At 71.0% G+C, this 19,750-nt stretch carries 24 protein-coding genes; 10 read left to right on the plus strand and 14 right to left on the minus strand.

What is annotated here, in order from left to right:
* Positions 1–86: 86 nt before the first annotated feature.
* Positions 87–965, minus strand: coding sequence for a helix-turn-helix domain-containing protein (locus B4V04_RS03835; RefSeq protein ID WP_498229317.1), 879 nt, complete (start codon positions 963–965; stop codon positions 87–89).
* Between the two features lie 178 nt (positions 966–1,143).
* On the opposite strand from B4V04_RS03835, the gene B4V04_RS03840 reads away from it, so the two are divergent.
* The gene (locus B4V04_RS03840) at positions 1,144–1,941 is read left to right on the plus strand and encodes an aldo/keto reductase (RefSeq protein ID WP_498229318.1); all 798 of its coding nucleotides are present in this window, start codon (positions 1,144–1,146) and stop codon (positions 1,939–1,941) included.
* Positions 1,942–1,967: 26 nt separating this feature from the next.
* On the opposite strand, the gene B4V04_RS03845 is transcribed toward B4V04_RS03840, so the two are convergent.
* Complete coding sequence (locus tag B4V04_RS03845; RefSeq protein ID WP_498229319.1) at positions 1,968–2,969, minus strand: phosphotransferase family protein; 1,002 nt, start codon at positions 2,967–2,969, stop codon at positions 1,968–1,970.
* Between the two features lie 145 nt (positions 2,970–3,114).
* Here B4V04_RS03845 and B4V04_RS03850 point away from each other — a divergent pair, with 145 nt between their 5' ends.
* Positions 3,115–5,217, plus strand: a complete 2,103-nt coding sequence (locus tag B4V04_RS03850) for a hypothetical protein (RefSeq protein WP_498229943.1) — start codon at positions 3,115–3,117, stop codon at positions 5,215–5,217.
* A gap of 69 nt (positions 5,218–5,286) precedes the next feature.
* Positions 5,287–5,436: a DUF7557 family protein gene (locus B4V04_RS03855; protein WP_186311001.1), complete on the plus strand. Its 150-nt coding sequence runs from the start codon at positions 5,287–5,289 to the stop codon at positions 5,434–5,436.
* Between the two features lie 31 nt (positions 5,437–5,467).
* Here the strand turns inward: B4V04_RS03855 and B4V04_RS03860 are convergent, their stop codons facing one another.
* A complete protein-coding gene (locus B4V04_RS03860) occupies positions 5,468–5,923 on the minus strand; it encodes a DUF5799 family protein (RefSeq protein WP_498229321.1) in 456 nt (151 codons plus the stop codon).
* A 99-nt stretch (positions 5,924–6,022) separates the two neighbouring features.
* On the opposite strand from B4V04_RS03860, the gene B4V04_RS03865 reads away from it, so the two are divergent.
* On the plus strand, positions 6,023–6,433 hold the full coding sequence (locus B4V04_RS03865; protein ID WP_498229323.1) for a halocyanin domain-containing protein: 411 nt from the start codon (positions 6,023–6,025) through the stop codon (positions 6,431–6,433).
* Between the two features lie 18 nt (positions 6,434–6,451).
* Here B4V04_RS03865 and B4V04_RS03870 read toward each other — a convergent pair whose 3' ends face one another.
* Positions 6,452–7,579 (minus strand): enolase C-terminal domain-like protein, encoded by a 1,128-nt coding sequence (locus B4V04_RS03870; protein ID WP_498229325.1) that lies wholly within the window; start codon positions 7,577–7,579, stop codon positions 6,452–6,454.
* A gap of 2 nt (positions 7,580–7,581) precedes the next feature.
* Positions 7,582–8,511, minus strand: a complete 930-nt coding sequence (locus tag B4V04_RS03875; protein WP_498229327.1) for a 1,4-dihydroxy-2-naphthoate polyprenyltransferase — start codon at positions 8,509–8,511, stop codon at positions 7,582–7,584.
* A 107-nt stretch (positions 8,512–8,618) separates the two neighbouring features.
* Here B4V04_RS03875 and B4V04_RS03880 point away from each other — a divergent pair, with 107 nt between their 5' ends.
* Both B4V04_RS03880 and B4V04_RS03885 read left to right on the plus strand, forming a co-directional pair.
* The gene (locus tag B4V04_RS03880) at positions 8,619–9,161 is read left to right on the plus strand and encodes a carboxymuconolactone decarboxylase family protein (protein WP_498229331.1); all 543 of its coding nucleotides are present in this window, start codon (positions 8,619–8,621) and stop codon (positions 9,159–9,161) included.
* A 74-nt stretch (positions 9,162–9,235) separates the two neighbouring features.
* Positions 9,236–9,559 (plus strand): DUF7111 family protein, encoded by a 324-nt coding sequence (locus B4V04_RS03885; RefSeq protein ID WP_498229333.1) that lies wholly within the window; start codon positions 9,236–9,238, stop codon positions 9,557–9,559.
* A 373-nt stretch (positions 9,560–9,932) separates the two neighbouring features.
* Here the strand turns inward: B4V04_RS03885 and B4V04_RS03890 are convergent, their stop codons facing one another.
* The 9 genes from B4V04_RS03890 to msrA form a co-directional block, all read right to left on the minus strand.
* The gene (locus B4V04_RS03890) at positions 9,933–10,439 is read right to left on the minus strand and encodes a DUF5797 family protein (protein ID WP_498229335.1); all 507 of its coding nucleotides are present in this window, start codon (positions 10,437–10,439) and stop codon (positions 9,933–9,935) included.
* Between the two features lie 76 nt (positions 10,440–10,515).
* Positions 10,516–11,226: a hypothetical protein gene (locus B4V04_RS03895; RefSeq protein WP_498229336.1), complete on the minus strand. Its 711-nt coding sequence runs from the start codon at positions 11,224–11,226 to the stop codon at positions 10,516–10,518.
* Positions 11,227–11,316: 90 nt separating this feature from the next.
* Positions 11,317–12,624, minus strand: a complete 1,308-nt coding sequence (gatA, locus tag B4V04_RS03900) for an Asp-tRNA(Asn)/Glu-tRNA(Gln) amidotransferase subunit GatA (protein ID WP_498229338.1) — start codon at positions 12,622–12,624, stop codon at positions 11,317–11,319.
* On the minus strand, positions 12,625–12,975 hold the full coding sequence (gatC, locus tag B4V04_RS03905) for an Asp-tRNA(Asn)/Glu-tRNA(Gln) amidotransferase subunit GatC (RefSeq protein ID WP_498229340.1): 351 nt from the start codon (positions 12,973–12,975) through the stop codon (positions 12,625–12,627). It lies immediately after the preceding gene.
* Positions 12,976–13,074: 99 nt separating this feature from the next.
* Positions 13,075–13,545: a universal stress protein gene (locus tag B4V04_RS03910; protein WP_498229342.1), complete on the minus strand. Its 471-nt coding sequence runs from the start codon at positions 13,543–13,545 to the stop codon at positions 13,075–13,077.
* A gap of 93 nt (positions 13,546–13,638) precedes the next feature.
* On the minus strand, positions 13,639–14,148 hold the full coding sequence (locus B4V04_RS03915; protein ID WP_498229343.1) for a universal stress protein: 510 nt from the start codon (positions 14,146–14,148) through the stop codon (positions 13,639–13,641).
* A 133-nt stretch (positions 14,149–14,281) separates the two neighbouring features.
* Positions 14,282–15,436, minus strand: a complete 1,155-nt coding sequence (locus B4V04_RS03920; RefSeq protein ID WP_498229345.1) for a pyridoxal phosphate-dependent aminotransferase — start codon at positions 15,434–15,436, stop codon at positions 14,282–14,284.
* 31 nt (positions 15,437–15,467) lie between these two features.
* Complete coding sequence (ribH, locus tag B4V04_RS03925) at positions 15,468–15,872, minus strand: 6,7-dimethyl-8-ribityllumazine synthase (RefSeq protein ID WP_144799114.1); 405 nt, start codon at positions 15,870–15,872, stop codon at positions 15,468–15,470.
* Positions 15,873–16,314: 442 nt separating this feature from the next.
* Positions 16,315–16,851 (minus strand): peptide-methionine (S)-S-oxide reductase MsrA, encoded by a 537-nt coding sequence (gene msrA, locus B4V04_RS03930; protein ID WP_498229347.1) that lies wholly within the window; start codon positions 16,849–16,851, stop codon positions 16,315–16,317.
* A 427-nt stretch (positions 16,852–17,278) separates the two neighbouring features.
* Here msrA and B4V04_RS03935 point away from each other — a divergent pair, with 427 nt between their 5' ends.
* The 4 genes from B4V04_RS03935 (at position 17,279) to B4V04_RS03950 (ending at position 19,592) form a co-directional block, all read left to right on the plus strand.
* On the plus strand, positions 17,279–18,397 hold the full coding sequence (locus tag B4V04_RS03935) for a M20 family metallopeptidase (protein ID WP_498229349.1): 1,119 nt from the start codon (positions 17,279–17,281) through the stop codon (positions 18,395–18,397).
* Positions 18,398–18,493: 96 nt separating this feature from the next.
* Positions 18,494–18,646, plus strand: coding sequence for a 50S ribosomal protein L39e (locus B4V04_RS03940; RefSeq protein ID WP_004050128.1), 153 nt, complete (start codon positions 18,494–18,496; stop codon positions 18,644–18,646).
* Complete coding sequence (locus B4V04_RS03945) at positions 18,647–18,925, plus strand: 50S ribosomal protein L31e (protein ID WP_267664170.1); 279 nt, start codon at positions 18,647–18,649, stop codon at positions 18,923–18,925.
* A gap of 1 nt (position 18,926) precedes the next feature.
* The gene (locus B4V04_RS03950; protein WP_498229351.1) at positions 18,927–19,592 is read left to right on the plus strand and encodes a translation initiation factor IF-6; all 666 of its coding nucleotides are present in this window, start codon (positions 18,927–18,929) and stop codon (positions 19,590–19,592) included.
* The last annotated feature ends 158 nt before the right edge of the window (positions 19,593–19,750 follow it).

Consider the following 19,750-nt stretch of genomic DNA (forward strand, 5'->3'; position numbering starts at 1 on the left):
GTCGGAGCCGAACGCCGTGGTTCGACCCCGCTGGTGATCAGTACGGTCTAACCCCGGGGGTAGCTGTCGGCGAACTGTTCGGGGGTTTAAGTACGGTCTCCGGTCCCGAACGTCTGCGAGAAGAGCGCCGCCGTCACGGTTCGGAGGTGTTCAGACACCGTGGACTTCGCGAGATCGAACTCGGCCGCGACGTCGGCGGCGGAGACGCCGCCGGTCTCGAAGTACCCCTTCTCGGCGGCGACCGTCGCGATCTCGGCCTGCCTGTCGGTCACGCCCGCGAGGTCCACCGGGACGATGTCGTCGCAGCCGCCGGCCTCGTCGCCGCCGCCGCGGTCGACGCAGAGCCGGCGGAGCTCGACGTCGAGCCCGGCTGCCTCGCACTCGTCGACGATCGCCTGCAGCTCCTCGTGGCCGCTCAGGACGAACGACACCTGGATCTCGCCGTCGACGATCTCGGTCCGCCGCGGCGACACCGGGAAGCTCCCGAACGCCGCCGGGAGCCCGCCGCAGGAACACCCCGCGCAGGGGGCGTCGCTCTCGGCCGCGAGCGAGCGGTCCGGAGCGTGGGCGCCCGCTCCGTCGCCCGGGTCGGACGGTGCGTCAGCGCCCGGTGCGTCGACAACGACGCCACCGTCGGTGGCCGCGTCGTCGGCTGCGCGGCCACCATCGGTCGCCGCGTCGTCCGCTGCGCGGCCACCATCGGTCGCCGCGTCGTCCGCTGCGCGGCGCCCGTCAGTCGCCGAGCGCTCGCACGCGATCTCGTACCGGCCGTGCGCCCGACCGCCGAACTCGACGAGGTCGAGCCCGGTCGGCGGGTCCTCTGGCGGGTCGGCGGCGACGAACTCGACCCGGTCGTCCGCCGAGTCGACCCGCAGGTCCTCGACCGCGGTGCTCGACGAGAGCGCGGCCACGGGACAGCCGTCGCAGGCCGACATCGCGAGTTCGACGTGGATCCCGTCGGTCATGTGCGGAGATAGGCGCTCCGGGACTCATATAACGCCGAGCGGTTTCCAGCGCGGTGAAAAGACCTCCGGCGCCCCCGCTACCGCCCCGCTACCGCCCCACTTCCGCCGCCGTTCGGTGGGAGCCCGCGATCCGTTCCGGTGAGCGCGCCCTTTTCAATCTGGGGTCGGAACGGGCGGTATGCCGCCACTGGAACTCCCGCTCGGGCTCGGCACGTCGGGCCTCGACGACCCCGCGGAGTGCGCCGCGACCGTGACCGCCGCCCTCGAGGCCGGCTACCGCCACGTCGACACCGCGCAGATGTACGACAACGAGGCCGCGGTCGGCGAGGGGATCGCCGCCGCCGACGTCGGCCGCGACGACGTCGTCGTCGCCACGAAGGTCCACCCGGAGAACCTCGCGCCCGAGGACGTGCGAGAGACCGCCCGCGAGAGCCTCGACCGGCTCGGGCTCGACCGCGTCGACCTGCTGTACGTCCACTGGCCGATCAGCGCGTACGAGCCCGCGGCGACCCTCCCCGTCTTCGACGAGCTGCGCGACGCGGGGCTCACCGACCACGTCGGCGTCTCGAACTTCACCCCCGAGCTGCTCCGCGAGGCCCGCGACATACTCGACGCGCCGATCGCCGCCCACCAGGTCGAGTGTCACCCGCGGTTCCCGCAGGCGGAGCTCCGCGCGCTCGCCGACGAGCTCAACCACCGGCTCGTCGGCTACTCCCCGCTGGCCCGCGGTGACCTCTTCGACGACGAGGAGTTCCTCGCGATCGCGGAGCGGGCCGACCGCTCGTCGGCCGTCCTCGCGCTCGCGTGGGCGCTCGCCCGCGGCGTCACGCCCATCCCGAAGGCGACGGGTGACCACGTCGCCGAGAACCTCGCCGCCGTCGACGCCGACGTCGACCCGTCAGTCCTCGACGAGATCGACGCGTTAGAGCCGGGCGACCGGAAGATCGACCCCGACGACGCGGCGTGGAACCGCTGAGGGACGGCCGACGCGCCGCCGCCCCCTCACGCCGCCGCCAACCGCGCCCGCAGCTCCGCCTCCGCCCGGTCGACGAGGGCGTCCATCGGCTCGTCGAGGTAGGTCGTCCACTGGTCGACGAACCCCGAGCGCCCGAGCATCCGGACGACCTCGTATATCGGGCGGCGGGCCGCGTACCCCTCGGGGAGCCCGCCGGCGCGCTCGACGTACCCCGCGCGGAGCGCCGCCGCGTACCGCTCGGACCCCCGCTCGTCGAACCCGTTGAGAAGCTGGTCCTCCGCCCTGACGAGGTCGCGGGCGGGGTCGCCGACGTGGGCCAGTTCCCAGTCGATCGGGGCGATTCCGCCGGCGTCGGCATCCCCGGCCGGTCCATCGCCGAGGACGAACAGGTTCGGCATCGCGACGTCGCCGTGGAGGAGCGCGGCGGGGGCGTCGCCGAGGCGGTCGCGGTTCGCCTCGACGCAGTCGATCACGGCGTCGTAGTGGTGACCGAGTCGCTCCGACGTGCCGATCTCCCGGGTTCGCTCGACCGTTTTCAAGAGCACGTCGGGCCACGGCGCGCGGTCGAGGTCGAGCCCGCCGTCGGCGTCGCTCCCGACGATCTCGCCGTGCGACTCGAACCGCTCGGCGTGGAGGGTCGCCAGCGTCGCGCCGACGCGCCGGAGCAGCGCCCCGCGTTCGGTATCCCCGACGTCCCCCTCTCCGAGCGCCTCCCACGCGTCGAGGAGTTCGCGTCCCGGAGCGGGTCCCGTGACGAGATAGGGCGGGTCCGCGTCCGGATCGGCCGCGAGCACCTCGGAGACGGCGATCGGTCGCTCGGCGGCGACGTACCGTAACACCGCCAGCTCGCGGGCGATCCGCGTGCCGTCGCCGTCGATCGCGACCTTACAGAACGCCCGACCGCCGTCCGCGAAAACGACGCCGACCGTCTCGTTGGCGCCGTTCCACGAGGGGCCGACATCGGTCAGCCGCTCGACCGACCGCTCCGCGAACGCCGCGTCGAGAGCGGTCGTCACGGCCTCGTTCATGTCGACGTGTCGCGTCCGGTGGCTGTTAAGACTGCTGTCACGGCTGCTAACACGAGACGTTGAACTCCGGTCGTGACGGGCGAGAGATGCCGAACCGCGGAAATCACCGACACCCTCATAACTGTTGAAGATGCATCAGATGCCAGTGAGAGACGACGCGTTCGGGGGGCGAGTGGGATTCGAGGTCGACGAGGGGACGCTCCGCGTCCGCGACGAACTGGAGGGGGCGGAGCTCCGGCTCGTACTCGACCGCGAACCCGAGCCGCGGCCCGCGCTCCCGGAGCTATTCCCGTTTCCGGTGGACGAGGCCGTCAGCTTCGAGACGGGATCGATCTCGGTCCCGGAGTACTCGGCGGTGAGCGTTCGCAGGGCCGACGGCGAGTTCGTCGCGCAGCTCGGTGAGCCGATGGAGCTTCCGCGGGGGTCGTACTGCTTCGACGTCAGCGGCGCGACCAAGGCCCTGATCCGAGCGCCCGACGTCTCGGTCTCGACGACCGGCATGTCCGACTCCGGCGCGGTCGACCTCGACTTCGACCGTCCGATCACCGTCACGGTCGGCGCGCGGTCGCTCCACACCCGCCCGGAGGCGACGATCACGGTCCCCGACGATCCGGCCGCGCTGGCGGAGGCGGTCTCCGTGCTGGGATCGTCGATCAAGGAGTTCTCTCCCGAACGGTCGTGGCCGACGCTCCGGGGTTATCCGCCGCGGATCGAACGCGGAGATGAACTCGACATCCCGAGCCCGCTGACGACACCCGACACCGGTGTCGAGGTGGTGGTTCGTCCCGAGTACGCGGATGTTTACCGACTCTCGACGCTCTCGTATTACCTCGGCGCGCGGATGGTCGTCGGTGACGCGCCGGCGATCCGGCTCGACACCGGTTACGTCGAGTCGCTGCCGACCGAGGGGGACGCGCTCGAAGAGCGCACCGAGGAACTGCTCCGGACGTGGTTCTTCCTCGATACGCTCGCGCGGACCGAGGGATACGTCCCGTCCGACCGATACGAGTACGAACAAGCCGGCCCGGAGATCCCCTTCTACCCGCCGAACCTCGCGGATCTCTCGATGAGCGAGCGGCTGATGGAGTACCTCGAGGTCGACTCGGCGACGGTCGCGCCGTACGCTCCCGACTGGCCGACCGAGGCCGTTCTCCGGGCGAACCCAGCCGGGGCCGAGCTGCTGCCTCACCTCGCGCACGTGCTGGCGCCGGTTCGGGTGTGGGGCGCGGCGGAGCCCGCAGATCCCGAGGCGCCGGCGGCGCTCGCGACGTCGCCGTGGCTCGCGCCCGAGAACGGGGTCCCGAACCCGGACGACGACCCGCTCCCGGCCGGCACGTCGGTGTTGACGCCCGCGGGCTACGAGAATCGACTCCGTCGGGAGACGACAGCACGGGGGGAGATCCGCGTCGTCGCGCTAGTCGAGTCGACCGAGGAGGCATCGAGGATCCGGCGCGCTCTCTCGGAGCCGTCGGTTCCCGGTGGCGTCGGCGAGTGGGAAGTGATCGGCGGCCCAGACGCGGAGACGGTCGCGAAGGTGCTCTCGGACCCCGAGGTCGACGTCGCGTACTGCGGACTTCCGGTCGCGGACGGCGCGGTCGTCGCGGTCGACGGCACGGTCGCGGTCGACGGCCTCAACGGTGCGCCCGCGCTGACGGTCTTCGGGGGGACCAAGAGCGTACGTGAGGGACTTGCCACGGTTGAGAACGGTGGGCTCGGGTGTATCGTTGTCTCAGAGCCGCCGTCTTCTACGGGGATCAGATCGGCCGTGGCTCTGTTGGCGGTGGGGACGTCCATGAGCGCGAGCGTTTCACTGTCCGGTCTCACCGACGAGACACGGGTCCGATGCATCGGTGACCCCGGAGTCACGGTGGCGTCCAATACCGTGTTGACGATGCAGACGAACACGGTGCGGTCGGAGACGCCGACCTCGCACCGGTTCGAACGCGGATCGGTCCTCTCGCTTCCCGTCCGGGTCGGTCACGAACAAACACAGCTGTTCGAGGAGTTCGATCCGCTGAGCGAACTGGTCGGAACGACGCGGACGGACGGCCCCGTTATCGACTCCGCGCAGCTCCTCACGATCCTCGAACAAGACGATTCGATCATCCAACTCAACGGTCGCCTACTGCTTCCGAGCGACGACCTCTCCGAGGCAGATGTCGAACGGATGGCTCGCCGAGCCCTCGTGGAAGGCGAATACGAGAAGACCGATTTGGAGGATCGGGCGAAAGAGTATCGACCGGACTGACAGTCTGAATCCGCCGACTCGTCCGAAACCACCGAGAATTTTTATTATCTTGCCGACGAACCGCCGCGTATGCCCCAGATCCACCTGGACGAGGAGACGGTCGAGCGCCTCGACGCGCTCCGCGTCGACGACGAGGAGTACGACGCGATCGTCAGCGAGCTGATCGGCATCTACGAGGCCGAGGAGCTGACGCTGTTCCGCAGCGGCGACATGGAGTAGCGACCGGCCCCTCGCCGGTCGCGACCCCCGTTTACTCCTGATACGCGAGCCTGACCTGCTCCCACTTGCCGTTGGCTTCGAGGTGCGCCTGGAGCTCGTCGGCGTACTCCTGGACGAGTCGCTCGGCGGCGTCGAGCTCCTCGTCGCTGGCGCCACCGCCGCCCGAGCCGCCGAGTCCGAGCGCGTCCTTGATCGAGTCGACGAGGCCGCCGCCGGAGCCCCCGCCGTCCTGTCCTCCCGGCGCCCCGCCCATCGCCGCGACCTGCGATCGGACGTTCTCGAGCTCCGGCATGATCGCCGGGAGGCTGGAGGTATCGGCGACGATGCGGGCGTCGTCCGGATCGGCGGCGTCCTCGATCTCGAACTCCGTCGCGGTCATGATCAGGCCCCACTCCTGGCTGGAGAACCGCGAGGCCGCCACCCGCTCCGTGAACTGGTTGTCGACGGTCATCCGATCGCCGACGATCGCGTCGGTCCACTCGCTCATACCCTCCAGTTCGGACGCGGCCGTACAAGCCCCTTTCCCTCGCCGCCCCCGGGTCGACCCTCTCGGGACGCTTTATACCGTCCGGGTTCTCGATCCGGCATGAACGGGCGAACGCGACGCGAGCTGCTCGCGGCCGTCGGCGCCGCCTCGGTCGCCGGCCTCGCGGGGTGTACCGGCGCGCTCCTCCCCGGAGGCGACGACGCGGAGACGGTCGACCGGACCGCCGAGGAGACAGTCTCGGTCGCCGTCGGGGCGGACGGCGGCTTCTCGTTCGCGCCCGCGGCCGTCCGGGTCGACGTCGGCGCGACCGTCGTCTGGGAGTGGACCGACGTCGGCGGGAGCCACAACGTCGTCGACAGGGGCGGCGCCTTCGACTCCGGCCTCGCCGCGGCCGAGGGCCACACGTTCGAACACCGGTTCACCGAGCCCGGCACCTACGAGTACGTCTGCACGCCCCACCAGACGCGGGACATGGAGGGGGTCATCGAGGTCGTCGAGCCCGACCGTTGACGGGCGGGCTGCGGGCGCTCAGAGGAGCCCGTCGAACGCGTCCCCCGCGAGTCCGGGGCCGTCCGGCACCGGTACCTCTCCGTTCGCGACCGGACAGGGGTCCGGCGCGAGGTCCTCGTCGAGCAGCGAGGCCGTGGCGAGCCCGCAGGGGGCGACCTCGGGCACCGCGGCCGCGACGTGGACCGCGGCGGTCCGCGCGACGACCGCGTCGATCGTGGTGGTGATCACGGGTTCGACGCCCGCCGCTCGCGCGGTCGCCGCCGCCGTCAGGGCGCGGTCCGGACCCCCGAGCGCCATCGGCTTCAGGACGACGACGTCGGCCGCGTCGGCGTCGAGGACGGCGTCGAGCCCGTGGTTCGACAGCGTCTCGTCGAGGGCGATCGGGACCGCGGAGTCGGCGCTGCCGCCGTCGCGGTCCCGGGAGGTCCGGCCGCCTCGGAGCGCCGCCGCGCCGTCGAGGTCGTGCGGGGGGAGCGGCTGCTCGACGTAGGCGAGGTCCAGCGGCGAGAGGCGGTCGAGCGCTTCCCGCGCGGTCGGGCGGTCCCACGCGCCGTTCGCGTCGGCCCGGAGCGCCACGCCGTCGCCGACCGCCTCCCGGACCGCGCGGAGGCGCTCGACGTCGGCGTCGAGCGAGCGCGCCCCGACCTTCACCTTCACGCAGTCGAACCCGTCGGCGACGGCCCGCTCTGCCGCCGCGGCGGTCGTCGCGGGGTCGCCGTCTCCGACCGTCGCGTTGACCGGAACCGCCTCCGCCGGCGTCGGGACCCCGTGTTCGGCCGCGAGCCGCGCGGCCAGCGATCGGCCGTCTTCCCTCGCCGCGGCGTCCGCGAGCGCGAGCGCGAGCCCGTGACGGGCCGCCGGCGTCTTGCTCGGGTCGAGGCGGTCGAGCGCGTCGTCGACGAGGGCGCCGTCGGCGTCGCTGACGCCGCGTAACGCCGACTCGCACTCCGAGAGCGACTCGGTCCACCCCGGGAGCGGGGCGGCCTCGCCGAGTCCCGGCGGGCGGGCGCCGTCGCGACCGTCGTGTCGGCCGTCTTCGCTATCGCCGGGGCCGACGCCGACGAGGAACCCCTCGCGCTCCGCGATCTCGCCGCGGGCCGTGCCGAGCGGCCTCGTCAGGCCGAGCGAGAAGGGGCGAAGCCGCATGGTCAGAGCGCGAGGCCGACCGCGAACGCGACCGCGTAGGCCGCGAGGAGCTTCCCGGTCGACTCCAGCGCGGGGTTGAGCGCGTCGCCGGACGTCTCGGTCAGGACGGTGCGCGCGACGCCGGCCGCGAGCGGGAGCGTGACGAGCGGGAGCAGCACAGCGGGGCCGTCCCCGCGGGCGAGGAACCAGAAGGGGGTGAGGTAGGCGAGCGCGAGCAGGGCGACGTACTGGGCGCGGGAGAACCCGTAGCCGAACCGGACCGCGAGGGTGCGCTTGCCGGTCGCCGCGTCCTCCTCGCGGTCGCGGACGTTGTTGACGACGAGGATGTTCGTCGACAGCGCTGCGATCGGGAGGCTGGCGACGACGGCGGCGAGGGTGACCGTGCCCTCGGGGATCCACAGCGGAAACGCCCCGCCGACCAGGGCGGCCGCCTGCACGTAGTAGGTGCCGGTGACGGCGATCACGCCGAAGAAGACGAACACGAAGACGTCGCCGAGACCGTGGTAGCCGAGGGGGTACGGCCCGCCGGTGTAGGCGATCCCCGCGGCGACGGACGCCAGGCCGATCACGAGGATCGGGACGCCGCCGACGGCGACGAGGTAGGTGCCGACGAGGATCGCGGCCGCGAACGTCAGCCACATCGCCCTCTTCACCTCGGCGGGTTCGATGAGGCCGCTGGCGACGACGCGGGTGAACCCCTCGCGGTCGTCCGTGTCGGCCCCCTGGATCGCGTCGTAGTAGTCGTTCGCGAAGTTGGTGCCGACCTGGATCAGCGCCGCGCCGACGAACGCCGCGAGCGCCGGGAGCGGGGCGAACGCGCCCGTCCGGAGCGCGAGCCCGACGCCGACGATCACCGGCGCGGCCGCCGCGGGCAGCGTCTGCGGCCGCGCGGCGATCACCCACGCCCGCCGCCGCGACACCTCGGTACTCATTGGCAGCGATAGGCGCGTCGCGTCCCTTAAGCTTGCCATCCCGGATCGAATCCGGCGAGCGTGACCGAGTCGCACATAGCTATCCCCGTCGCCGCAGAGGGGTTCGTATGGCCCGCGTTCCATACGTCGACGCGTCGGACGTGCCCGAGGAGTACGAGGAGCTGCTGGAGTCGTCGCTCCAGGGGAAGCCGCTCCACGTCTACCGGTCGCTCGGCAACAACCCGGAGGTGCTCGCCGGACTGCGCTCGTTCCTCGGCTCGCTGTGGACCGACAGCGGCCTCTCGGACCGCCACCGCGAGCTCGTCATCCTCGCCGCCGCGGGCGAGACGCGGAACCGCTACGAGTGGCACCAGCACGTCAACATCGCCCGCGGTGTCGGCATCGACGACGACGTCATCGCCGGGATCGGCACCGGGGACCTCGCCCCGCTCGACGCCGCCGAGACGACGCTGGTCGAGTACGCGGTCGCGGTCGTCCGACGCGAGGTCGACGCGGTCGCCCACGACGAGGTCGCCGCCCTGTACGACGACGAGACCGTCGTCGGGATCGCAGCGCTCGCGCAGGGGTACGCCGGCCTCGGCGGGATGATCGAGGCGTTCGACCTCGAACTGGAGACCGGCACCGAGTTCCACGGCTGGGACCCGCGGTGAGCCGGAGGGGCCGGACCCGCACCTCCCGTCGCGACGACCGACAGATACGACAGGGACCGCTCCGTATTCGGGGTATGAACGACACGACGGCGGACGGGGAGGCCGGCGCGAAGTCGACCGCGACCGAGTCCACCGAAGCCGAAGCGAACGGGATCGCGGCGCGCTACGAGGAGGCCGACGGTGAGCGCCTGCTCACCTTCTCGGCCGACGGCGCCGAAGCCACGATCGCCCAGAACGCCGAGGGGTACGCGATGCTGAAGGTCCGTCCGGGACCGACCGGCGACGAGCTGGAGCGGTACTACGGGTTCGACATGGCGCTCGACCACGCCGCGGAGCTGCTCGGCGTCGCCGTCGGCGACCTGCCGGTCCCCGACGCCGCCGCCGACATGGGGATGTGAGGCGGGGGAGTTTCGATACAGTGGCGCGTGCCACCGAGCGCCCGCAGGGCGCGAGGTGCACGCGCGAGGGACGCGGTGAGCGCTCGGAGAGCGCGAACCGCGAGGCTGGGGAGGTGTGAGGTGTGGTTCTGGGCGGTGAGGGGGTGGGACTCAAAGGGGCAGCCGGGAGGCGTGCGCAGGCGCCGCAAGCACCGCAGGGAGCGAACGAAGTGAGCAATCGAGGAGCGCAGCAAGCGTGCGCACGCCTCCCGGCTGGGGCTTTGGGGGTGGTCGCCGTCGACTGCGGGTTGGACGGTTACAAAACGGCGGCTGAGTCGGCACGGGTTCTTTCTCCGTCGACTATCTCCGCTCCGACAACTACCTTTTAAGTCAACTATTCGCTCACTTCGACCGTGATCTCGTCGCGCGCCACGGCGAGCTTGAACGTCGGCACGGTCCGGTAGACGACCTCGACGACGTTCTTGCGTTCGAGGGTCCGGAGGGCGCGCCGCACCTCGTCGACGCCGGGGTCGACGTCGAACGCCTCCCGAACCGCGTTGAGCACGCTGACGACCGACTGCGAGCGCTCGTCGGGGTCGGCCACCACCTCGAACACCTGCGCCACCAGCTCCGGGACGCGGATCGTCTCCGGCGCGCCGCCCTTCGCGACCGCGTCCGCCTCGATGCCCGGCTCGACGTCGACGAGGTCGTTTGCCTCCGCCGTCGACCGGATCAGGCTGTCGTCGTCGCGGTAGTAGTACTCCTCGAGGTGGTTCTGCAGGTACTGGTGTACCTCGCTGCCGCTGTCGAGCCCCCACGCGTCCTGCAGCTCGCCGTTCTTCGTCGGCTGGAGGCGGACGATGTCGGCGAGCCGGCTCCGCTCCTCGTCGGTCAGCGCCATACGTCCCCGTTCACCGGGGCAGGTATGGACGTTCCGGATCGCGATCCGAGGCGGGGGACAGGGTCCGTCGACTCGTTCAGGTGGTCGTCGACTCGTCGTCGGACGCGTCGTCCGCGCCGTCGGCGTCCCACCGGTCTTCGGCCCAGTGCGTGTGCGAATCGGTCGCGTCGCGCTCGCCCGTCGCGGCCGAGGATCCGCCGGCGTCGTCACCGCCCGCGCTCGCCTCGGACTCGTCCGGGCCCGCGTCGCCGGCCTCTCCGGACGACTCGGGCCCCGCGACCCGGTCGGCGACGAGCTCCGAGAGCGGGTCGACGGTCACGGTCAGCCGCGCCACGACGAAGACGAGCGGGACGAACGACGCGATCAGGAACGCGGCGTCGTACGCCCACGCGAACCCGTCGATCAGGGGGACGATCGCGCCGGCGAACCCGCGGTGCGCGACCAGCACCGCCACGAGCACGACGAGCCAGTACGCCATCGCGCCGCCGTTCTCCGCGATGCGCTCGACGTGTTCCGCGGCGTCGGTCCGGTGGAGAGCGGCGCGCGTCAGCGAGGCGACCTTCGGCGCGGCGTACGCGAGGAGGGCGACGACCGCGGCCGTCACCGCGGCGCTGGCGACCGCGGCGAACGTGATCGGCGTCAGCGGGACCAGGCGATCGACGCCCGGGAGCAGCGTGAACAGGTACAACACGCCCACCAGCGCGAGCGCCGCGATGGCGATCCGGCTGGCGGAGCGAACGGAGTCGCGATCGAACGCGTCCGTCGCCGTCGATTCGGTGTCGGTCATGATGCGCTCGGGAGGAGGGGCGCGACACACATAACCGGGCGAGACGCTCAACGCGGTTTTACACGGATTAAGAACCGCCGGTAGCGAGCCTCAGTCGGCGTCTTCGACCGCGCTCGCGGTTCGTATCACCGTCTCCTCGTCGAACTTCGGGCCGACGATCTGGAGGCCGACCGGGAGCCCGTCGGCCTCGCCGGCCGGCACCGATATCGCCGGGAGGTTCGCGAGGTTGACCGGAGTGGTGTTGGCGTCCGCGAGGTACATCCGCAGCGGGTCGTCGAGGCTCTCGCCGAGCTCGAACGGGAGCACCGGCATCGTCGGCGACGCGATCACGTCGACGTCGGCGAACGCCTCCTCGAAGTCCCGCCGGACCCAGGCGCGGGCGTCCTGCGCCTTCTCGTAGTACTTGTCGTGGTAGCCCGCCGAGAGGGCGTAGGTCCCGAGCAGGATCCGGCGTTTGACCTCCGCGCCGAACCCCTCCTCGCGCGTCTCCGCGAACGACTCGTTCCAGTTGCCGTCCGACTCGGCGCGGTTCCCGTACCGGACGCCGTCGAAGCGCGCGAGGTTCGAGGAGGCCTCCGCCATCGCGATCACGTAGTACGCCTGCACCGCGTGCTCGACGGACGGGAGAGAGATCTCCGTCGTCTCCGCCCCCCGCGCCTCCAGGTCCGCGATCGCGGCCTCGACCGTCTCGACGACGCGTTCGTCGGCGCCCTCGAACAGTTCCGTCGGGATCCCGACCACCAGCCCGTCGACGTCGCCGTCGGCGGCCGCGGCGTAGCTCGCGTCCGGGTCGGCGCCCTCGACCTCGGCGAGGTCCCGCGTCGTCCCGTCGTTCGGGTCCGGCCCCGCGATGACGTCGAGCGCGGCGGCCGCCTCCTGGACGGTGCCCGCGATCGGCCCGATCTGTTCGAGGGAGTTCGCGTACGCGACGAGGCCGTACCGCGAGACGAGCCCGTACGTCGGCTTGATGCCGACGACGCCGCAGAACGCGGCCGGACAGCGCACCGACCCGCCCGTGTCGGAGCCGAGCGCGAGGTCGGCCTCGCCCGCGGCGACCGCCGCCGCCGACCCGCCGGAGGAGCCGCCCGGGACGCGCTCCGGATCGGCGGGGTTCCGGGTCGGGCCGAACGCCGAGGTCTCGGTGGTCGTCCCCATCCCGAACTCGTCCATGTTCGCCTTGCCGACGACCGTCGCGCCGGCGTCCGTCAGCCGGTCGACGACCGTCGCGGAGTACGGCGGGACGTAGTCGGCGAGCATCTCGGAGCCGCAGGTCGTCCGGACGCCCTCGGTGGAGATGTTGTCCTTGACCGCGACCGTCGCCCCCGCGAGGGGGCCCTCGGCGTCCGCGTCGCCCTCGATCGTCGCCTCCGTGATGAAGGCGTTGAGGTCGGCCGCCATCTACGACACCTTCGGCCCGACGAAGTAGCCGTCTTCGGTCTTCTCGGCGTTCGACAGCGCCTCCTCCTGGGAGAGCCCCGACTCGACCTCGTCGGGGCGCATCACGTTGACGAGCTCCTCCTCGCGCTCGGTCTCTGGGACCTCGTCGAGGGCCTCGAAGTAGTCGAGGATGTCGCCGAACTGCGCGGCGAACGTCTCGACCTCGTCGTCGGCGAGGCGCACTCTGGCCAGCTCCGCGACGTGACGGACCTCCTCGGCGTCGACGGCGGCCGCATCGGAACCGGCGGGCGAGTCGGGATCGCCCGACTCGCCCGCCCCCGCGTCACCCGTCGACTCGGACGTATCGCTCATACGTCGAGGTGTCCCGGACCGGGAGTAAGGGTTTCGGAACGGCGGACCGTCCGGGAGCGAGCCGGCGGCCGACCGGTGCCGAGCGGCGGTCGCCGGCCATCACTCCTCCTCGGCCCGCACCGTCACCACGGGCGGGCCGGCCAGCCGCACGACCTTCTCGGAGACGCTGCCGAGCAGGTAGCGCTCGACGCCGGTGCGACCCTCGGTGCCCATCACGACGAGGTCGATGTCGTTCTCGTCGATGTACTCGAGAATGGCCCTGTGGGGGTTCCCCGCCCGGACCGCGGAGACCGTGTCGATCCCCTCGAAATCGGCCGCCAGCTCCTCGACGAACGGCCTGGCGCGCTCCTCGAGCTCGCGCTTCCGGTCCTCTGTGGACGGCTGGTCTTTCGCGTAGCCCTTCGGCCCAGAGATGTAGTTCCCGCCCATCCCGAGCGTGAACTGACGCGTGTCGACGACGTGTAACACGTGCACCGTCGCGTCGAACGCCTCGGCCATCTCCCGTACGTGTGCTATCGCGGCCTCGGAACCGTCGCTCCCGTCCGTGGGATACAGGATGTGATCGTACATGGTGTCACCAAGCCAACCATCCGCACAGTTATATAAAATCCCACCGGCGGGAGCGGTCGAGCATCGGGAGAGCGATCCGACGGATCCGCGCCGTCACTCCTCGTCGGCCCGGACCGTCACCACGGGCCGGTCCGAGAGGCGCACCACCTTCTCCGTGACGCTACCGAGCAGGTAGCGTTCGACGCCGGTCCGACCGTGAGTCCCCATCACGACGAGGTCGACGTCGTTCTCGTCGGCGTATTCGAGGATGGCCGTATGCGGGTCCCCCTGTCTGACGGCGGTCCGCACGTCGATCCCGTCGAACGATTCGGACGACTCTTCCAGGAGTTCCGTCACATGCTCGGTGAGCCGCTCCTCGACATCGTCGGTGTCGGGCCCTTCCTCGTGTCCGCCGATGTACCCCTCTTCCGGTGACCGCCCGCTCATCGCTTGGCTCTCCTCGTCGAGGAACGCTCCGCTCAGGCCCAGCCCGCCCTCGCGGGCGACGACGACGTGCAGCACGTGCACGGTCGCGTCGAACGCCGACGCGAGCTCTCTGACGTGTGCCGCCGCCGCCGCCGACCCAGCGCTCTCGTCCGTCGGGTACAGGATGTCGTCGTACATTGTCAAATCGAGTTGAAACTTCGGGGAGCAGCGATAAAAACGCACCGCAGATTCGCGCTACCGACCGATCCAGGCCTCTCGTCCGGAGACGGTCGATAAATCGACGGGAAAATCGACCGGGAGTCGGCCGCCTTTACAACAGGTCGTTCGAGACGAGCCGGTCGACCGCCTCGCGCAGGCGCTCCTCGCTGGCGGCGTAAGAGATCCGCGCGTGACCGGGGGCGTTGAACGCGCTGCCCGGAACGCACGCGACGGACGCCTCCTCGATGGCCGCCTCGCACCACGCTTGGTCGTCCTCGTCTACCGGGAGCATCATGTAGAAGGCGCCGTCGCCGACGTCGACGTCGACCCCGTGCTCGTCGAACAGGTCGACGAGGAGGTCGCGGCGGTCGGCGAACGCCCGCCGCATCTCCTCGACGGAGTCGTCGGTGTTCTCCAGCGCCTCCACGCCCGCGCGCTGGACGAAGTTGACCGCGCAGGAGACGGAGTGCGAGTGGAGCTTGCCGGCCTGTCCGACGAACTCCTCGGTCGCGTGGAGGTAGCCGAGCCGCCAGCCGGTCATCGAGAACGCCTTCGAGAAGCCGTTGATCGTGACCGTGCGGTCGGCCATCCCGTCGAGACTCGCGAGCGAGACGTGCTCGGCGTCGTAGATGATGCGCTCGTAGATCTCGTCGGAGATCACGGTGACGTCGTGTTCCACGGCGAGGTCGCGGACGCCCTCCAGCGCGGCCTCCGAGAAGACCGCGCCCGTCGGATTCGACGGGGAGTTGACGACGAGCAGCTCGGTGTCGTCCGACACCGTCTCGGCGAGGTCGTCGAGCGCGGGCTCGAGCTGGAAGCCGTGGGGGGCGAGGTCGACGCGGGAGAGGTCGGCGCCGGCGAGCTTCGCCATCGCCTCGTAGGAGACCCACGCGGGGTCCAGCAGGACGACCTCGTCGCCGTCGCCGATCAGCGTCTGGAACGTCTCGTATAAGGCCTGCTTGCCGCCGGGGGTGACGATCACCTCGTCGGCGTCGGCGTCGATCCCCGTGCCGCGGAGCTTCGCCGCGATCGCCTCCCGCAGCTCCGGGATCCCGTTCGAGGAGGTGTACCCCGTGTGACCCGCGTCGAGGGCGTCCTTGCCGGCCTCGACGACGTTTTCGGGGGTGTCGAAGTCGGGCTCGCCGACCGAGAGGTCGACGATGTCGGCGCCCTCGGCCTCCTTCTCCGCCGCGAGGTTCGATATCGCCAGCGTCGCGCTGGGCTCTACGCGTCCGATCCGGTCCGAGAAGTCGTATGCGTGACTCATTGTCGTGTGCTCCGTGTGTCGTCTCCGGCGCTCATTCGAGCTCCGTCGCGAGGTCGATGGCGGCGTTCGCGGCCTCCGCGCCCTTGTCGATCCGCTCGCGCGCCTCCGCGCCGGACATCCCCGGTCCGCTCACGCCGAACGTGACGGGGGTGTCGCGGTCGAGGCTCACTCGCGTGAGCTGTTCGGCGGTCGCGCTCGCGATGACGCGGTCGTGGTCGGTGTCGCCGGTGACGATGGCGCCGATCACCGCCACGGCGTCGACGTCGTCGCGGCGCGCGAGCCGGTCGGCGGCCAGCGGGCTGTCGTACGCGCCCGGCACGCTCACTTCGTCGACGACGACGGCGTCGCGGTCGGCGGCCGCCTCGCGGGCGGCCTCGGCCATCGGCTCCGTGACGGCGTCGTTGAACCGCGCCACCACCAGTCCCAGCGAGACCATACGCTCGCTCGCATCGGGGGCGACAAAGGTCTGCCGTTCCGGCGGAAGGTTGCCGGGCGAACGCGTTCAGGAACGGCGGCGGAGTGGGCGATTATTGCTTATAAATAGCCGAGGCGGTTGGCGCGCGCCTCCGAGCGGCCGACAGGCCGCGAGGAGCGCGTGCGAGGGAGTCGGTCGGCCGAAGCGAAGCGAGGCCGACCGACGAGGCTGGGGAGGCGTGAGGCTGCGGTGGCGGTGCGGGGTGGGACGCAAAGGGGCAGTCGCGAGGACGAAGCACGGCGACGCAAGGACCGCAGGGAGCGAACGAAGTGAGCGATCGAGGACCGCAGCGAGTCGCGCGAGTCCTCGCGACTGGGGCTTTGGCGGTGTTCGCCGCAGAGTAGTCAATCAGCCGTCTGCGAGCGGTCGGTGCTCAGAAGACGTTCGCTGAGGAATCTACCGCTTACTTCGCTACCTTCGCCTCGAACTTCTCGCGCACCTTCTCCATCTTCGGCTTGGCGTGGAAGCTGCAGTAGGCGTCGTTCGGGTTCTTCGCGAAGTAGTCCTGGTGGTGCTCCTCGGCGCGGTAGAACGTCTCCAGCCGGTCGAGTTCCGTCACGACGTCGTCGTCGTACTCCTCGTCGAGCGCCTCGATGTAGGCCGCGGCGGCCTCGCGCTGGGCCTCGCTGTGGTAGAGGACGATCGAGCGGTACTGGCTTCCCACGTCGGGGCCCTGGCGGTTGAGCTGGGTCGGGTCGTGGATCTCGAAGAAGGCCTCGAGGACCTCGTCGTAGGCGATGACCTCGGGGTCGAACTCGACCTGCACGACCTCGGCGTGGCCGGTGTTGCCGGAGCACACCTGTTTGTACGTGGGGTCGTCGACGCCGCCGCCCGCGTAGCCGGAGGTGACCGACTCGACGCCGGCGAGCTGTTCGAGCGCGGCCTCGACACACCAGAAGCACCCGCCGCCGAGCGTCGCGGTTTCGAGCTGATCGGACATAGACGGAGGAAGGGGTCGGAGACGTATTAATGACGCGCGCTTATGTGTGAGCGATGGTGGCGAACTCAGACGTTTATTTATAACCCTCCGACGCCGGATCGGCGGTGAATACCGCCAAAGCCCCAGCCGTGAGGAGCGCGCACGCTCGCTGCGCTCCTCGTCACTCGCGCTGCTCGTTCCTGCGGTGCTTCCGTCGCCTCCGCGCTCCTCACGGCTGCCCCTTAGCGTCCCACCCCGCACAGCACCTCACACCTCCCCAGCCTCGGCGGACGGCCCGGCGCGGGCGGAGCCGCCCCGGACCGCCGCCTCCCTCGCACGCGCTGCTCGGCCGCGAGTGCGGCCTCGCAGGCGCGCGCCGCCGCACTGGATCATTTATGAACGACGCGCACCACCGCTATTTAATTCGCTGAACCGCCCAGACTCGTGCATGGACGAACTCGCGGACCTGACCGAGGAGCTGGTCGGCATCTCCTCCCACGAGGACGAGACCGCCGCCGGCGACGCCATCGAGGAGTGGCTCCGCGCGGAGACCGACGCGCGGGTCGAGCGCGACGCGGTCGGCAACGTCATCGCTCGGAAGGGGGCGACCGACGACCCCGACGCCGAGACGCTCGCGCTGGTCGGCCACCACGACGTCGTCCCGCCGGCGGCGCGCCAGACGGCGGGAGAGGGGAACACCGGCGCGTACGTCGTCGAGCGCCGCGACGGGCGGATTCACGGGCGCGGGGCAGCAGACATGAAGGGCGCGGTGGCGGCCTGCATGCTGGCGTTCCGCGAGGCCGAGCCGCCGGCGGGCCGCGAGCTCGCGGTCGCCTCGTTCGTCGGCGAGGAAGTCGGCGGGACCGGGGCGCGTCACGCGATCGAATCGGGCTTCACCCCCGACCGCGCGGTCGTCGCGGAGGGGTCGACCGACTACTCGAAGCCGGGGGTGACGGACGTCGTCGTCGCGCACAAGGGGCGCCGGGCCTCGACGCTCGTCGCGCGCGGGACCGCGGCGCACGCGTCCGAGCCCGAGCGCGGCGAGAACGCGATCTACCGCGCCAGCGACGCGATCGACGTCGTCCGCGACCTCGACGCGCCGTCGGCGACCGTCTTCGGCGAGTCCGTGACCGGGTCGCTCGCGGTCACGATCGTCGAGGGCGGCGAGACGTGGAACGTGATCCCGGAGCGCTGCGAGGTGACGATCGACGAGCGCACCGTCCCAGGCGACCGCGCCGACCTCGCCCGCGCCGCCGAGGCGGTCACGGGCGTGGAGTGGGAGGTCGAACAGGACCTCCCGCCGATGGCCTGCGGCGACGACGCGTTCGCCGAGGGGACGCTCGCGGTCGCCCGCGAGGTCCACGACGATCTCGGGCTCGCCGTACCCGAACACGTCGTCAAGCCGCACGCGACCGACGCCGGCTGGCTCGCCGAGGCCGGGACAGACTGCCTCGTCTGCGGCGCCTCCGAGCCGGGCGAGGCGCACACCGACACGGAGAGCGTCGGGATCGACGTCCTCGACCGCTGTTACCGTATTTATAAGCGCGTCGCCGAACGCTCGTTCTGAGCGGGGGCGAGGGGACGGGCCGCGGGGCGTCTCGTCGCCGCCGAGCGACGCGGTATGGAAGGGGTTTTATGCGACCCGCGGGAACTGTGGGCTACTATGGGAGACAAATCGAAGGCTCAAAAGAAGCGTCTGGCGAAGGCGGAACGCCAGAACACCCGCGTCCCCGCGTGGGTCATGATGAAGACGGACATGAACGTGACGCGAAACCCCAAGCGGCGCAACTGGCGCCGGAACGACCTGGACGAATAGATGAGCACCAGCGACTTCGAGGAGCGCGTCGTCACCGTCCCGCTCCGCGACGCCAACGACAAGCCGGTACAGGAGCGCGCAGACTTCGCGATGCGGATCGTCCGCGAGCACCTCGCGCAGCACTTCTCCGTCGACGAGGCGGACGTCGTCATCGACACCTCGGTCAACGAGGCGGTCTGGGCGAACGGGCGCGAGAACCCGCCGAGCAAGGTCCGCGTCCGCGCGGCCCGGTTCGTCGAGGACGGCGAGCCCGTCGTCGAAGCCGAGTACGCCGAGTAACGTGTTACGGGCGACATTCACCGGCTCGTCGTACGTGGGCGTGTTCGCCCGCGCCATCGACGACCTCCTGTTGGTCCGGCCGGACGTCGACGAGGAGCTCGCCGACGCGCTCGGCGAGGAGCTGGGCGCCGAGCCCCTCCTCACGACGGTCGGCGGCGCCAACACCGTCGGCTCCCTCGCGACGGGCAACGAGAACGGCGTTCTCGTCTCCGCGCGGGCGACCGACCGGGAGCAGTCGCGGATCGCCGAGGCCGCCGACCGCGAGGTGGGCGAGCTCCCCGGCGAGATCAACGCGGCCGGTAACGTCGTCCTCGCGAACGACTACGGCGCCTACGTCCATCCGGACCTCCCGCGCGAGTCGATCGTGACGGTCAGAGAGACCCTCGGCGTCCCCGTGGAACGCGGCGATCTCGGCGACGTCCGCACCGTCGGGACAGCGGCGGTCGCCAACAACGCCGGCGTGCTCTGTCACCCAAAATCGACCGAGTCGGAGCTGCAGGCCGTCGAGGAGGCGCTCGACGTCCGCGCAGACCTCGGCACGGTCAACTACGGCGCGCCGCTCGTCGGCTCCGGCCTCGTCGCCACCGACGAGGGGTACGTCGTCGGCGAGGACACCACCGGTCCCGAGCTCGGGCGCATCGAGGAGACGCTCGGCTTCATCGACTGACGCCGAGCTTTTCGCGGCTCGATCGACTCCCCCGACTCCCGTTTCTCCCGCCACTCGCGAACCACCGGCGAGCCGAGGGCGAACCGACGACGAACCGACGACGAGCCGGGGGCGGCGCGACCACCGACGAGTGCGCGTCGCCGTCGGCACGCTCCCGT

The sequence above is a fragment of the Halorubrum sp. B52 genome (genome assembly GCF_059752555.1).